Source organism: Weizmannia sp. FSL K6-0777 (assembly GCF_038593185.1).
In the GTDB taxonomy this organism is placed as follows: Bacteria; Bacillota; Bacilli; order Bacillales; family Bacillaceae_C; genus Weizmannia; species Weizmannia faecalis.
On the sequence record NZ_CP151971.1, the window covers coordinates 1923200 to 1937859 of the forward strand.

Below are 14660 nucleotides of genomic sequence, written 5' to 3' on the forward strand. Positions count from 1 at the left end.
CCCAATATGATCCGTGCATCTCTCAGATCAGTAAAATAGCGATCAGTAAACCCGTGAGGACGCCAAGGCTTTTTGCCATTTTTTCATAGCGGAGCTGCCTTTCGTGCGCTTCTTTTTCTTCCCGTTCCAAATGCGAAAGGGCCAGGAGCAGCTGCTTTTGCTCGGTATAGCGGTCATGTTTGCCCAGGTTTTCCCCGAGTTGCCGCAATACTTCATACTCATTTTCTTTCAGGGCCGTCAGTTCCCAAATCCCGTCAAGGCTTTTTTCCCATGCTTCTTTTACCGTTGTTTCCAATGTTGTCAACTGGCCGGCAAAGGAACGGAAGAAGGCGGCAGCCGGATCCGGAAGCTGGTCTGACAGTTTTCTTGCCGCTTCATGCAGCGGGGTATGCCCGTACATGATTTCCACCTCCAGTGCTTGAAGCGCGCTTTGAAAAATTCTTAGCTGGCGGGGGCGTTCGCTTAACCGTTTCGCTGCCTCAAAGCCGATGAAACTGGTGGCGAACACAATCAGTGCTGCTCCAAAAAGTTTAAGCACGGGAAACACCTTCACCGGTACGAATGATGTTCCCTTCCGCATCCCGGACTGCTGTTACCCTTCCCGGCCGGCTCCCCCGCGACAGTTCGAGAAAACGGTCAAACGCATACGATTCGAGGATTTTCTTTAAAATCGGGCGCTTATTTATATCCCGGAAGTTTTCCCCGTGCGTTGTCATGACGAGCGAAATGCCCGCATTTACCGCCTCCATAATTGCCGCCGCATCTTCTTCGCGGCCGATCTCATCCACGATGATGACATCCGGGCTCATCGACCGGATCAGCATCATCATCCCTTCCGCTTTCGGGCAGGCATCCAGCACATCGACCCTTGGCCCGAAATGGAGTTGCGGGATGCCGTGGACGCAGCCGGCAATTTCAGACCGTTCGTCGACAATTCCCACTTTGGCGGGCGAAATGCCGCGTTCCGGGATGCCGGTTGAAATCAGCCGTGCGATATCCCTTAAAAATGTCGTTTTCCCGGTCTGGGGCGCCCCGATGATCATCGCGGACAACCAGTGCCCGTTGTGAAGGGCAGAAAGATAAGGATCTGCAGTCCCGATTTTTTCCCGGGCAATCCGGATATTAAAAGATGAAAAATAGCGGATCGCCTTTACTTGTCCATTTTCAAGAATGACTTTCCCCGCGAATCCGACACGGTGCCCGCCGCTGATCGTGACATATCCCTTTTTCAGCTCTTCTTCAAGGGCGTAAAAGGAGAAATTCGCAAGCCGGCTGATCAGCTGCTCGGCATCGCTCTCCGTTGGCATGTAGCGCAAAAAATGCGGGATTCCTTTTGAAGTAATTTCAAGCGGGCGGTTTACGCGGATGCGGATTTCTTCCACATCTTCGAGTATATCCCCCAACTTTTCCAGCTGGTTGGATAAGGATTTCGGCAAAATGCCCAGCAAATCTTCCATTCTTCATCCCTGCTTTCAAAACATACAGTTTGGTTCATGGATAGTACAATCTATTCGCCGGGTTTGAAAACTATGACAAGGAAGCAGTGGCAGGCTCTGAAAGTTTAAGTTGTTTATAATATGATTATGTAAACTTATTTTTTTCCTATCTTGCCGGAAAAGCAAAAAAGCTTGACGCCGTTTGGGACGCCAAGCTTTTTTCAAAGCAATCAGGCACGGGACACGTATGAACCGTCCGTTGTATTGATGATCAATTTATCGCCTTCATTTACAAAGAAAGGCACTTGTACCGTCAGGCCGGTTTCAAGCGTGGCCGGTTTGGACCCGCCTGTTGCCGTATCGCCCTTTACCCCCGGTTCCGTATGGGTAACTGTCAGCGTGACCGTATTCGGGAGTTCAATGCCGAGCGTTTCTCCTTGGTACATGATCATTTGCACTTCCATGTTTTCCAGCAAGTATTGCAGCTCGTCTTTAATTTGGGCGCTGCTCAGCTCGATTTGTTCATACGTTTCCGTATCCATAAATACGTGCTGGTCGCCGTTTGCATATAAATACTGCATTCTCCGGTTGTCGATCTGTGCCCTTTCGACTTTTTCGCCGGCACGGAACGTTTTTTCCTGGATGGCGCCGGTACGCAAATTGCGAAGCTTCGAGCGCACAAAAGCGGCGCCCTTTCCCGGTTTAACATGCTGGAAATCGAGGACGCGCCAGATGCCGTTGTCCACTTCAATCGTTAAGCCGGTGCGAAAATCGTTTACTGAAATCATATTTTTCCTCCTACATGTTCATTCTATCCCCTGTTAATGGCTGTAACTATTATAATATAATCAGTTCTTTTGCGGAATGCGTCAGCAATTCATTCGAATTTTCGGTCATCACCGTATCGTCTTCAATCCGGACGCCGCCGACACCCGGCACATAAATACCCGGTTCGATGGTGACAACCATGCCCGGTTCCAAAGTATAAGCCGAGCGCATGGAAAGATTCGGGCCTTCGTGGATTTCAAGGCCGATCCCGTGCCCGAGGGAGTGGCCGAACGCTTCACCATAACCTTTCTGGGCAATATAATCGCGGGAAATGGCGTCTGCTTCAACACCGGACATGCCCGGTTTAATGTTTTCGACGGCAAGCAGCTGCGATTCCAGCACAATATTGTAAATTTCCTTCAATTGCTCGGAAGGCTCCCCGACGGCAACCGTCCTTGTTATATCCGAACAATAGCCTTTATAGAGCGCACCGTAATCCATCGTGACCAAATCGCCTTTTTCGATCACTTTGTCCGTCGCCACCCCGTGCGGCATGGCAGAGCGGAGGCCGGATGCGACGATGGTATCAAATGAAGAAGCGGTCGCGCCGCATTTCCTCATGAAAAATTCGAGTTCATTGGAAACTTCCAATTCCGTGACGCCCGGTTTTAAGAAGTCAAGGATATGTTTAAAAGCAGCATCTGCAATATCCGCAGCTTCTTTTAATATCTTAATTTCCGCATCTGTTTTGATCAAGCGCAAATTTTCAACAAGCCCGGAAACCGGAACCAGTTCTGCATCGAGCAGCCCTTCATACGTTTTAAAAAGCGCATAGCTCATATGGTCCTGCTCAAACCCGAGCCGTTTGATCCCCATTGCTTCTACCTGTTTGGCCACTTCCTGTTCCACCGGTCCCTGATGCTGGACGATTTCGTAGCCTTCACACTCTTTTGATGCCTGCTCGACATAACGGAAATCCGTAATAAATTTTGCCGCTTCCCCGGATATAAGGACAATCCCGGTCGTTCCCGTAAAATTGGACATATAGCGGCGGTTATACGGGCTTGTGATGAGCAAGCCGTCAATAGCGGCCTGCGGAAATGCTTCTCTCAGTTTCTCCAATTTTAACATCTTTCTTCCTCTCCCTTTTCTGCCTCAAGCAAGGCCATGAGGGCAAGCTCATAGCCGTACAGCCCAAGGCCTGCAATTTGCCCGCGCGCAACAGCCGCCGTTACAGAATGGTGGCGGAATTCCTCGCGGGCATGGATGTTCGAAATATGTACTTCAATCACCGGTAGGCGGATGGCACTGATCGCGTCCCGCAAAGCATAGCTGTAATGCGTGAACGCGCCTGGATTGAAAATAATCCCGGCAAAGCCTTCATCCCCGGCAGCATGGAGCTTGTCAATCAGGGCGCCTTCATGGTTGGATTGGAAAAAACCGATGGCAACGCCGTGCTCTCGGGCCGCCGCTTCCATGCGTGCCATCAGGGTTTTTATCGAATCTTTCCCGTAAATGCCGGGTTCCCTTTGCCCAAGCAAATTCAGATTCGGGCCGTTTAATACGAGGTATTTTTTCATTTCAAGCACCTTTTTCCCATATTTAACGTGCCCATTTTACCATAAATTGAAGAAAATTTCTATTTTTTACTTTCCGCCTGCTTGTATCTGCCTGAATCCTGGGCGTTCCTCCCGCCCGGATCGATTTACGGGAGCGGGTTCGACTGTCTCTCCAGTTTTCTCTTAAAAACCCGGCTTCTTTCATACTCAAACGAAATCGAATAACCGATAAACACCCCATAGAGAATGTAAATGCAACAGCAAGTGATAATCGTATTGGCATCGAGTTTTAAAAAAGGCTTCATGCCGGGAAAAATCGGATTCAGCACAATCAGGACGACCGCGCACAGGCAAAGCCCGTAGATCGCGCCCACCCACATCGATTTCAATTTTTTAAAGAAAAGATAATAGACAAGGGCACAGCCGGTAGAGAACAATCCGTATACCAGTATGGAAATGGTTTTTCCGATCCACATTTTGCGCCAGGATCCTACCGTAAATGGTTCAAGCAGGACATTCGGTTCAATCGCCGTAAAATGAAAAGAAAAGCATAAATAGGCAACCAGGCTCCAAATGATCCCGCCCGCAAATCCGGTCACAAGCACCATTTGAAAAAAGGTCATGGAATGCTCCTGGTTTTTCATTGCTTTGCTGTTATTTTCCATATTTTCCACCCCTTCACATGGACGGCGCGCATCTTTTCTTTCTTATCTTTCCCATAAGTCTTTCCCCTAGTCGTATTTAAAATGATTTAGTAAAATAAGCGTAAGTAACGTTTCGGAAATCCATTCCGTCTTAAACGGGAAAGAAACATTCGAAGTTTAGGTTTGGGGGAGAAGAAATTGACAAAACCAGCTTATGGCGGCCAGGCAGTCGTGGAAGGGGTCATGTTCGGCGGAAAGCGGCATTCGGTCACTGCCATCCGCCGCAAAAACAACCGGATCGACTTCTTTTATCTGCCGAAAGAGACGCGCCCGTTCATTCAAAAATTAAAAAAAATCCCGTTTTTGCGCGGGATCATTGCCATCATTGAATCATCCGCAAACGGGGCAAAGCATTTGAATTTTGCAAGCGAGCGGTATGATGTTGACCCGGAAGAAGACGAAAAAAGGAAGGAAGCAGCCCCGGCAAAAACAACGGTGGTGCTCGGCGTGGCTGCTGCCGGCGTCTTGTCCTTTTTGTTTGCCAAATTTTTCATGACGCTGATTCCCGTTTTTCTGGCAGAACTGACAAGGCCGTTTTTTTCCGGAGATACCGCGCAAATTCTCATTGAAGGCGCGTTTAAACTGCTGCTCGTGCTTTCGTATATTTATTTGATTTCTTTAACGCCGTTTATCAAGCGGGTATTCCAATACCACGGGGCTGAACATAAAGTCATCAATACATTTGAAAACGGGCTTGCCCTGACCGTTGAAAACGTCCGCTCGCAATCGAGGCTGCATTACCGGTGCGGCAGCAGTTTTATTCTGTTTACCGTGATTGTGAGCGTCCTGATTTATACGCTTGTCCCGACAGATCCGCTCTGGCTTCGCATCATCGACCGGATTTTGCTGATTCCGGTCGTGCTCGGCACGTCGTTTGAAGTTCTTCAGCTGACCAATAAAGTCCGCCATATTCCGGTTCTGAAATATCTTGGCTATCCGGGCCTGTGGCTTCAGCTGTTAACGACAAAAGAGCCGGATGACAAGCAAATTGAAGTTGCGATTTCCTCCTTTCAGGCGCTGCTTGAACTGGAATCGGGTGATATGGCTTCTGCCGCCCGTTAAAAACGGCGTTTGAAGTTTCCAGTGCATGGGAATACATTTACTATCACAAGCTTGTTTGTGCGACGGGGTACCAACCTCAAAATAAAAACGGCCGGAACCGTATAAACTGATAGAATGATGGAAAAAATGGTTAGGAAAACATGAGGAGGTGGCTTTTGTTGAAGACGCGTCAATGGATCATCGCCGGCATTTTTCTTTTGGCCCTGCTTGGCCTGGGTTCCTCTTTGTTTCATGAGCCGGTTGTATTCTTAAAAAGGGTTTTGATAGCCTTCATTTTTGCGGCAGTGCTTTTGGCTGGCATGCGTTTCTTACTCAAGAGAAGCACAAATGTTTCCAACCAGGAACAAAAAGCATTTTTAAAAGCCGCCCGCAAATCCAGAAAAAGAATGAAAAAACGGAATATGAAGGTCCATACTGTCCACACGGTTAAATTTTCAAAACGGCCGCTGCGCAAAAAATCCAATGTCCAGTTAACCGTGATTGAAGGCAAAAAGGGCAAAAAGAAAAATCGAGCTGTCTACTAAGCTCGATTCTTTTTTAATTAATAGGACCACGTTTTCAGAAACGTTTCTGTTTTTTTCCGGCCCGCCTCGATTAAGGCTGCTTTTTGTTCGGCGGAAAGCTGAAAATCTGTGGCAGGTACGCCATCTGCAGCGATAAAAATAATGTCCTTTTCCAGTTTTCTTGAAATATAGCGGGCATCATGGGCGTCTTTCATCGTCTTGAACAAGGCATCGAACAGCTGGATCGCATTTTTTATCTCCGCATTTGGCTCTTCTGATTGTTTTGGGCTAAGCGTGATGCCGAGCACCGGCCGCGCCTTTTTTTCTTCCGGTTTGACAAACAGCCACATCGGAAAATTGCTTAAAACGCCACCGTCTGCAATAAGGCTCGTGCCTTCCAGCGAGCGCAGCCGTACCGGTTCGAAAAAATACGGGATGCTCGCGCTCATCCGGATGGCCTTTGCCACCGGAAAGGTTTGCCATGGCACCCCGTAACGCTCTAGGTCATCTGGCAATACAACAAGCCGGTTATGGGTAAGATCGGATGCCGTGAAATAAAGGGAGCCTTTTGGAACATCTTTGAACGTGTACACGCCTTTAGATGCGAGTTTTTCCCCGATCCATTCCTCAAACGCGGCGCCTCTGTACAGCCCGAGCCGCCAATACAGCAGCAGCCATTTCGCAAACGGCACCGGCAGCAGCGTTTTCCGCTCGTCAAGGAACGCGGCCGTGTCTGTTTCCGCAAGCATTTGCTTCATTTCGCCGCTTGTATACCCTGCAGCCAACAGCCCTGCAAAAACGGAACCGACGCTTGTGCCGGCCAGCCGTTTAAACGTAAATCCCCTTTTTTCCAATACTTCCAATGCCCCGATGAGCGCAAGGCCTTTTATGCCTCCACCGGAAAAAACCGCATCAATTTCCATGGAAACCCACCCTTGGATTCGCATCGGGCGTTTCGGTTTGTTGGTCAGAAAAGATACGGAATGTTGGCAGGATGCCCTGCTTAAGCGAAAGATGAAAAATGCTTTTTTATTATTTTAGCGCACAAGGAGAGGAATTAGAACAAAGCGTTCATACGGGACTATAACCGTGCCATGCTCCTGGTTAGCACAGCCTGCGCTTCCTTTACCATTTCTTCTAATAATTGGGCAACAGACGGGCAGTCCTCAATAAGGCCGGCAATTTGGCCCCCGTTTATAAAACCGTGCTCCATATCGCCTTGAAGCGCTCCCCTTTCATGATGGACTTCGCTTGTCAGCGCTTTAAAGCGGCCCGGATCCGCGCCGCTTTCTTCCAGTTCGCGGAGATAGACCGCGTACGCATTTTTGAACACTCTGCGCACCATTTGGTATCGTCTGCCGATGATCATCGTCGCTTCATCTGTTGCTTCCATTACAGCCTTCTTATATACAGGGTGAAACTGCGCTTCTTTTGTTGCGATGAATCTCGTCCCCATTTGCACGCCGTATGCCCCGAGCGAAAGCGCCGCCGCCAAACCTTTGCCGTCCGCAATCCCTCCCGCTGCGACAACCGGAATGTTGACCGCTTTTACAATCTGCGGAACGAGCACCATTGTCGTGCTTTCATTGGCAGCATTGATTCCTGCTGCTTCGTATCCTTCGCATACAAGGATATCAGCCCCCGCTGCTTCCGCTTTTTTCGCCTGGCGGACAGTGGAGGAGACACAAATCACTTTTATGCCGTTTTGATGCAGAACCGGGATATATTTCGAAGGGTTGCCGGCAGATAGGGAAACAACCGGAATCTTTTTTTCAATGGCTAACCGGATGACTTCGTCCGCGTTTGGATGAACCGAAATGGCAATATTGACGCAGCAGGGGGAAGCGGCCAGGCTGCGCATTTTATCCATTCTTTTTTCGATTTCCGCTACGGGCAGCGTCCCGGCGCCAATCGTTCCCAGCCCGCCGGCGTTGGAAACACTTGCAGCAAGGGCAGGATCACTGATATTTCCCATCCCGCCTTGAAAAACCGGAAATTTGATGCCCAACATTTCAGTTACCGGATTTGCCACTTGATCGCTCCTTTCTGCGCTCGGATCTCGTCATGCTTTTTCAGTTATAAGCGGATGGTCAAACACATCATAATGTTTGCTTTTCTGAAAAGTGTCGTATCCTTCAGAAAAAATGTCTTCGAAAAAATCATTTGCCGGTTTGGCAAGGATTCGGTAATAGTCCCGGAAAAGCGCGGCTGCTTCCTCCCCCTTCCATTTTTCCGGCAGCAGTTCTTCCGGCAAACCGGGATCCACAAACAATAGTTTCCGGTAATTATGGACAAGCATCGTCCGTTCGACAAAGCAGTCCTGATTCGTCATTTCCCCTCTTTTCATCTTTTCTTTGACGCTTTCATATTTTTCCCGGTAATGGGCCATAAAATCTTCATACCGGTCGTTCATATAATCAATATCCCATAATTCCTGTACAAGTTCTTTATCGGATTTGCCCCATACATTTTCGGCAGTGAAGATTTTGACATATTCATTGATCCCGTACTTGTCGATGATTCCTTTCATTTCATCCAGCAAATCATTCGGCGTAAGCCAGACACTGTTTAACAGGAGGCCGAAGCCGCTCCACATCAGTTCTTTTCTCAGTTCATCCCTGATGTTCCGCTTTTTTTCGGGTATCGTATACAGAAAAAACCGCCATTTGCCGTCCCATTTGCCCGGGTTCAGTTTAAAAATCCGCCCGGCAGCCTCATTCATCCGTTTTACACCGCGTTCAGTCAAAGAATAGTAACTGTTGTTTCCTTCTTTGCGGCTTTCCACCCAGCCTTGTTTGCTCATGCGGGAAATGGCAGCACGGACAGATTGCTCATGGTGGCCGAACGCTTCCAGCAATTTGATTAAACTGCCAATCCAAATTTCGCTTCCGTAATGGCGGATGTAATCGCCATAAAGCGTAAAAATCATCGAACGCGTATTTAACGTTTTTTCCATTTATAAACTCCTTGTCTCTGCCAAAGATCTCTTTCCCCCATTTTAAATTTTTTCGATAACGGTTGCAATCCCCTGGCCCACCCCGATGCACATCGTAGCGAGCCCCCGTTTTGCCTTTCGCTTTTGCATCTCGTGGACGAGCGTTGTTAAAATTCTCGCGCCGCTTGCTCCCAATGGATGTCCGAAAGCAATCGCCCCTCCGTTTACATTGACAATCTCACTGTCCAGTTCCAGCTGCCGGATGCATGCAATAGACTGGGAAGCAAAGGCTTCGTTTAACTCGACAAGATCAATATCCGAAATAGTAAATCCGGCGCGCTTTAATGCTTTTCTCGTTGCGTACACCGGGCCGAGCCCCATGATCCTTGGTTCCAATCCTGCCGTTGCGCTGGCGACAAACCGGGCCATCGGTTTGACCCCCAATTGGACAGCTTTTTCAGCGCTCATCAATAGCACGGCAGACGCCCCGTCATTGATGCCCGATGAATTTCCGGCCGTCACCGTGCCTCCTGCAAAAAGCGGTTTCAGCCTTGCTAGTTTTTCCGGCGTAGTATCGGGGCGGGGATGTTCATCCTGGGTGACAGACACGGATTCCCCCTTTTGATTCGTATACACGACAGGCACGATTTCATCTTGAAAGCGGTTTGCTTCCATGGCCGCTTTCGCCCTCATTTGGCTCGTAAAAGCAAAGGCATCCTGCGCTTTCCGGCTGATATGAAATTGCTTTGCGACATTTTCCGCCGTTTCCGGCATGCTGTCTGTCCCGTACATTTTCTTTAATTTTTCATTGACAAATCTCCATCCGATCGTTGTATCAAACATTTCCAAATTGCCCCTCGGGTAGCCGTTTTCCGGCTTTGCCATGACAAACGGCGCCCTTGTCATGCTCTCCGTTCCGCCGGCAATATAAATATCCCCGTCACCAACCATGATCGCTTTGGCTGCGATATTGACAGCATCGAGGCCCGATCCGCATAAGCGGTTAACGGTTGTGCCGGCGGTTTCGACCGGAAGCCCGGCGAGCAATGCAGCCATTCTTGCGACATTCCGGTTTTCTTCGCCCGCGCCGTTCGCATTTCCGAGAATGACCTCTTCGATTTCGTTCCAGGGAACTTCGGGATGGCGGCCGAGCAACGCCTTGATGGCGGTTGCCGCCAGATCGTCCGGCCTTACTGATTTTAACGCTCCTTTATATCGCCCAATCGGTGTTCTGACCGCATCAACGATGACGACGTCTCTCATCTTCATTCTCCTTCAACCGTTGTGTAATCATATACGCCCTTGCCTGTTTTCCGCCCAAGCCTGCCCGCTTTCACATACTTTTCCAGTAAAGGCGCCGGCCGGTACTTTTCGCCAAGCTTTTCATGCAAGTAGCACAAATTGTTTAGCCTTGCATCCAAACCGACCAAATCCGCCAATTCAAACGGCCCCATCGGAAAATTCAAGCCGAGCTTGACGGCTTTATCGATTTCTTCCGCTGTCCCTACCCCTTCCTGCAGCATGTAGAACGCTTCATTTCCAACTAAACAGCTGATTCTGCTTGTAACAAAGCCGGGAAATTCATTCACGATCACCGTTTCTTTCCCCATTTTTTCAGCTGTTTTTTCAGCCCGTTGAACCGTTTCATCGCTTGTTTCAAGCCCCCTGATGATCTCGACAAGCGGCATTTTATGCACCGGATTGAAAAAATGCATGGCAATAACAGATGCGGGACGGGTAGTAAAAGAACCGATTTCAGTCGGGCTCATCGTTGATGTATTGGTCGCAAGGATGCAACCGGCAGGCGCAAACCTGTCCATTTTTTCAAACACTTCTTTTTTTATTTCCGTTTTTTCCGGCACTGCCTCGATGATCACATCTGCACAACCGGCTGCAGCCGGCAAATCAACGGTATATTCGATATTTGCCTTTATCCTTTCAGCATCTGCCCCGTTGATTTTCCCCCTCGAAAGCCCTTTTTCCATGACGGATTCAATCCTGTTTTCCGCTTGATGCAAGATGTCAGGCCGGACATCTACCAGTCTGACTTTGAAACCGCCGAGTGCGCCCGCATAAGCAATGCCGCACCCCATTACCCCTGAACCAATGACAACCAATGTTTCCGCCATCATACCACTTCCTCTTTACATTTTCTATCTTTTTAGACGATTTTTAAAAGAAGCGAACCCATCCCGAAAGAATGCGTTCGCTTCTTATTTGTCCATCTTGCCCTGCCGGATACCCGTTTCACTGCCAGTGCAGCAATGAGTGCCTTTATTCGACCGGAAGCTTATAACTGAAACGGGTTTAAAGGTTTTGCCCCTGCATAAGTGAGTACACTCTTGGTTTCACTGTATAAATCGAGGCATTCGAAGCTTAATTCGCGCCCGAAGCCGGATTGTTTATATCCGCCGAACGGTGTCCCCGGGAATGCGGAGAACGGGCTGTTGACCATGACAATGCCTGCCTGGATGCCGTCTGTGACCCGCTTAATTAGGCCCTGGTCCTTTGCCCAAATGCTTGAAGCCAGGCCGTACTTCGTCGCATTTGCAAGTTTTACGGCTTCCTTCTCCTCTTTAAAAGGCATCACCACCACGACCGGCCCAAAAATTTCTTCCTGTGCAATTTTGCTGTCATTGGTGACGTTTGTGATAATGGTCGGTTCATACCAGTAACCATTTTCAAACCCTTCCACTTTAGCCGGTTTTCCGCCTGTCACGATGGTTGCGCCGGCCTGCTTTGCTTCTTCGACATAGCGGTGGATGGTTTCCAGCTGCTCTTTGCTGATGATCGCCCCGATATGCGAGGCAGGTGAAAACGGATCACCGAGCACCAGTTTTTTCGTTTTGGCCACAAATTTTTCCATAAACGCATCGTAAATGTCTTCCTGCAGGAAAATACGGGATCTCGCTTCGCACGATTGCCCGGTATTATAGAAGATGCCGTACAGGGCACCATTGACGGCGGCATCGAGATCCGCATCCTGAAATACGAGATTCGGAGATTTTCCGCCAAGTTCCAGCGTGACTCTTTTCAATGTTTCCGAGGCGTTTGCCATGATCTCTTTTCCGGTGGAAGTTTCTCCGGTAAAGGCGATTTTATCGACCCCTTCATGCTTCGCCAAATAAGACCCGATTTTCGCCCCCGGCCCGGTAATCACGTTCACAACGCCTGCCGGAACACCGGCCTCATGGCAGATTTCAGCTAGTAAAATGGCTGTAATCGGCGTAAGGCTTGCCGGCTTTACCACAACAGAACATCCTGCTGCGATCGCCGGGGCAATTTTCCATGCAGCCATCATGAGCGGGTAATTCCATGGAATGATCTGGGCAGCGACCCCAACCGGTTCTTTTTGGGTATAGTTAAAGAACTGGCCGGGAACATGGTTCACAGCGCCGCGATGCCCGACAATTGCCCCCGCGAAAAACTCGAAATCTTCAATGGCCTGCATCACTTGCCCCTTAGCCGTTTCAATCGTCTTTCCGGTATTTAATATTTCCATTTCAACAAGCGCATCAAAACGGCTGCGCATAATGGAGGCAATTTTGTTCAGGACGCGCGCCCGTTTTCCAACCGGATAGCGCCTCCATTTTCCGTGTTCAAAAGCATGGCGCGCCGCCTCAACGGCCCGGTCGACATCCGCGTAATCCGCTTTCGGCACCGTGGCGATTGCTTCGCCGGTTGCAGGATTATAGACGTGAAACGTTTCGCCGCCGGCAGCATCCACCGGTTCTCCGTTGATGACCATTTTATACGCGCTCCGTTTCATTTCAGCAGGAAATACTGCTACTTCTTTTGTTATCGGCATGCATGTTCATCCTTTCTGTTTAATTGCCTTTGTATTCCGGTTTTCTTTTTTCAAAAAATGCCCGGACCCCTTCCTTGTGGTCGGCTGTTTGCCCTGCAATCCGCTGGGCGTATGCTTCATTTTCGAGCATTTCATCCAATGTGCTTTCAAAGCTTTTTTGCATATACCGCTTCACGAGGCCGATTGCTTTTGTCGGCATCGCAGCAAGCCTTTCAGCAAAATGCTGCGTTTCCTGTTCCAGGTGGCAGGCTGGAACCACTTTCGTTAAAAGTCCGTATTCCATCGCTTCTGGTGCACTGATTTTCTCCCCTAAGCAAGAAAGCTCCAACGCCTTGGCATAGCCTGCAATCCTCGGCAGGAAATAGAGATTCCCGGAATCCGGCACAAGCCCAATATGAATAAACGCGTTAACAAAAGTGGCCTGTTCGGATGCGATCCGGAAATCACACGCCAGGCAGAGGCTGAAGCCTGCACCCGCAGCCGGCCCATTCACGGCAGCAATGAGCGGTTTTTCAAAAGCCGCGATTTTCTTCACCATCGGGATGTAACGTTTCCGGATGATTTCACCGTGATCGGCCTGTTCGTTTAAACTGCCCAAATCCTCCCCGGAACAGAAGGCCCGGCCTGCACCGGTAAGGACCAGTGCGCGTATGTGCGGATCTTGTTCAGCTGATGTTAAAACGTCTATGATTTCCCGGTTCATCGTTTCATTAAAAGCATTGAGTTTGTCAGGACGGTTCAACGTCAGCCAGCCGACATGGTTTTTTACTGTAAAATCAACGGTTTGCATGTCCCCCCTCCTTATCTGCCCCGGAAATTGGCAGGCCGCTTCTCGGCGAATGCCTGCATGCCTTCTTTTTGGTCATCGGATGCAAAAAGAAGATAAAAATTCTTTCTTTCATATTGCATGGCGTCATAGACGGACAAATCCTGCGCTCTGATGACGGTATCTTTGATGAGCCGGATGGAAAGGGCCGGCATGTTCGCTATTCTTTTCGCGAACGAGAGCGCTTCTTCATACAGAGCTTCAACAGGAACAACCCGTGTAACCAGGCCGTATGCACAGGCCTGCCTCGCGCTCATGTGCTTCCCTGTCCAAAGCCATTCCAACGACTGCCATTTGCCCAATTGTTTTGCGAGTTTGACCGTGCCCCCTGCGCCGGGCATCACTCCGATTTTGACTTCCGGAAAACCGAATGTTGCATTTTCAGCAACAAATACGATATCCGTACTCAATACGAGTTCAAAGCCGCCGCCAAGCGCATATCCCTGAACAGCCGAAATAATGGGCTTTTTGATCAAGGCAATTTGGTCCCAGACCGCAAACTGGTTATACAGTTCCAATGAAACCGGGTTGTCTTCCTTCATTTCTTCTATATCTGCCCCCGCAGCAAAAGATGGCCCGTTTCCTGTTATCAAAATGGCCTTCACTTCCGGCTTGTGATCCAGTTCAGCAAGGGCATGCACTATTTCGCTAACCATCGGGCGGGAAAGGGCGTTTAAAACATCCGGGCGATTGAGTGCGATCCTTCCAACACCGTCTTCTATCCATTGTTCAATATACGCATGCTCAGCCATTGACTTCCTCACCAATCATCATCGTCACAAGATCACCGGCAAAGGACATCAAATCTCTGGCAGAGGCTTTCGACTCTTCTGTTTTCATTGCTTTTTTTAATGCGTCCATGTCGTCGTAGTACATTTCGCATAACAAATAATACGGGCTTTCCCCCGTTGGTGCGCCCACGATTTTTGTCACTTCCATTTTGCGCAGGCCCGGGATTTTTTTGGTTACCGGCGTATGCACATTTTGATAATGGTCATCGAAAGCTTCCTTGTTTTCTGGCTGATTATATAAAGCGATTAATTTTACCATGCATTCCCC

Annotated in this window: 17 protein-coding genes; 2 read left to right on the forward strand and 15 right to left on the reverse strand. The window is 49.1% G+C overall.

Annotation, left to right across the window (positions count from 1 at the left end; translation table 11 throughout):
• Positions 1–22: 22 nt before the first annotated feature.
• The 6 genes from spoIIIAB to NST70_RS09120 all read right to left on the reverse strand — a co-directional run bounded on the left by spoIIIAB (position 23) and on the right by NST70_RS09120 (position 4428).
• On the reverse strand, positions 23–538 hold the full coding sequence (spoIIIAB, locus tag NST70_RS09095) for a stage III sporulation protein SpoIIIAB (protein WP_014098054.1): 516 nt from the start codon (positions 536–538) through the stop codon (positions 23–25).
• Complete coding sequence (gene spoIIIAA / locus NST70_RS09100) at positions 531–1457, reverse strand: stage III sporulation protein AA (RefSeq protein ID WP_017550511.1); 927 nt, start codon at positions 1455–1457, stop codon at positions 531–533. The genes spoIIIAB and spoIIIAA overlap by 8 nt, the downstream gene beginning before the upstream one ends.
• Before the next feature lie 209 nt (positions 1458–1666).
• Positions 1667–2224, reverse strand: a complete 558-nt coding sequence (efp, locus tag NST70_RS09105; protein WP_014098052.1) for an elongation factor P — start codon at positions 2222–2224, stop codon at positions 1667–1669.
• A gap of 49 nt (positions 2225–2273) precedes the next feature.
• Positions 2274–3335: an aminopeptidase P family protein gene (locus NST70_RS09110; protein WP_017550513.1), complete on the reverse strand. Its 1062-nt coding sequence runs from the start codon at positions 3333–3335 to the stop codon at positions 2274–2276.
• Positions 3329–3784 carry a type II 3-dehydroquinate dehydratase gene (aroQ, locus tag NST70_RS09115; RefSeq protein ID WP_017550514.1) on the reverse strand — a complete coding sequence of 152 codons (456 nt, stop codon included), beginning with the start codon at positions 3782–3784 and terminating at the stop codon, positions 3329–3331. The genes NST70_RS09110 and aroQ overlap by 7 nt, the downstream gene beginning before the upstream one ends.
• Before the next feature lie 125 nt (positions 3785–3909).
• Positions 3910–4428 carry a YqhR family membrane protein gene (locus NST70_RS09120; RefSeq protein ID WP_035184604.1) on the reverse strand — a complete coding sequence of 173 codons (519 nt, stop codon included), beginning with the start codon at positions 4426–4428 and terminating at the stop codon, positions 3910–3912.
• Between the two features lie 177 nt (positions 4429–4605).
• Between NST70_RS09120 and NST70_RS09125 the strand changes: the two genes are divergently transcribed.
• The gene (locus NST70_RS09125) at positions 4606–5529 is read left to right on the forward strand and encodes a DUF1385 domain-containing protein (protein WP_017550516.1); all 924 of its coding nucleotides are present in this window, start codon (positions 4606–4608) and stop codon (positions 5527–5529) included.
• 158 nt (positions 5530–5687) lie between these two features.
• Entirely contained in the window at positions 5688–6053 is a 366-nt protein-coding gene (locus NST70_RS09130; protein WP_014098047.1) for an SA1362 family protein, read from the forward strand.
• 17 nt (positions 6054–6070) lie between these two features.
• Here the strand turns inward: NST70_RS09130 and NST70_RS09135 are convergent, their stop codons facing one another.
• The 9 genes from NST70_RS09135 to NST70_RS09175 all read right to left on the reverse strand — a co-directional run bounded on the left by NST70_RS09135 (position 6071) and on the right by NST70_RS09175 (position 14651).
• Positions 6071–6955, reverse strand: a complete 885-nt coding sequence (locus NST70_RS09135) for a patatin-like phospholipase family protein (protein WP_017550518.1) — start codon at positions 6953–6955, stop codon at positions 6071–6073.
• 158 nt (positions 6956–7113) lie between these two features.
• A complete protein-coding gene (locus NST70_RS09140; protein ID WP_017550520.1) occupies positions 7114–8064 on the reverse strand; it encodes a nitronate monooxygenase in 951 nt (316 codons plus the stop codon).
• A gap of 30 nt (positions 8065–8094) precedes the next feature.
• The gene (gene paaX / locus NST70_RS09145; protein WP_017550521.1) at positions 8095–8988 is read right to left on the reverse strand and encodes a phenylacetic acid degradation operon negative regulatory protein PaaX; all 894 of its coding nucleotides are present in this window, start codon (positions 8986–8988) and stop codon (positions 8095–8097) included.
• A gap of 42 nt (positions 8989–9030) precedes the next feature.
• Positions 9031–10230, reverse strand: coding sequence for an acetyl-CoA C-acyltransferase (locus NST70_RS09150; protein ID WP_035187985.1), 1200 nt, complete (start codon positions 10228–10230; stop codon positions 9031–9033).
• Positions 10231–10232: 2 nt separating this feature from the next.
• Positions 10233–11096 carry a 3-hydroxyacyl-CoA dehydrogenase gene (locus tag NST70_RS09155; RefSeq protein WP_168986038.1) on the reverse strand — a complete coding sequence of 288 codons (864 nt, stop codon included), beginning with the start codon at positions 11094–11096 and terminating at the stop codon, positions 10233–10235.
• Between the two features lie 161 nt (positions 11097–11257).
• Entirely contained in the window at positions 11258–12775 is a 1518-nt protein-coding gene (locus NST70_RS09160; RefSeq protein ID WP_035184602.1) for an aldehyde dehydrogenase family protein, read from the reverse strand.
• 19 nt (positions 12776–12794) lie between these two features.
• Positions 12795–13565: an enoyl-CoA hydratase-related protein gene (locus NST70_RS09165; RefSeq protein ID WP_104851446.1), complete on the reverse strand. Its 771-nt coding sequence runs from the start codon at positions 13563–13565 to the stop codon at positions 12795–12797.
• 11 nt (positions 13566–13576) lie between these two features.
• The gene (locus NST70_RS09170; protein ID WP_035187979.1) at positions 13577–14353 is read right to left on the reverse strand and encodes an enoyl-CoA hydratase-related protein; all 777 of its coding nucleotides are present in this window, start codon (positions 14351–14353) and stop codon (positions 13577–13579) included.
• Positions 14346–14651 (reverse strand): EthD family reductase, encoded by a 306-nt coding sequence (locus NST70_RS09175; protein WP_035187976.1) that lies wholly within the window; start codon positions 14649–14651, stop codon positions 14346–14348. The genes NST70_RS09170 and NST70_RS09175 overlap by 8 nt, the downstream gene beginning before the upstream one ends.
• Positions 14652–14660 lie beyond the last annotated feature (9 nt).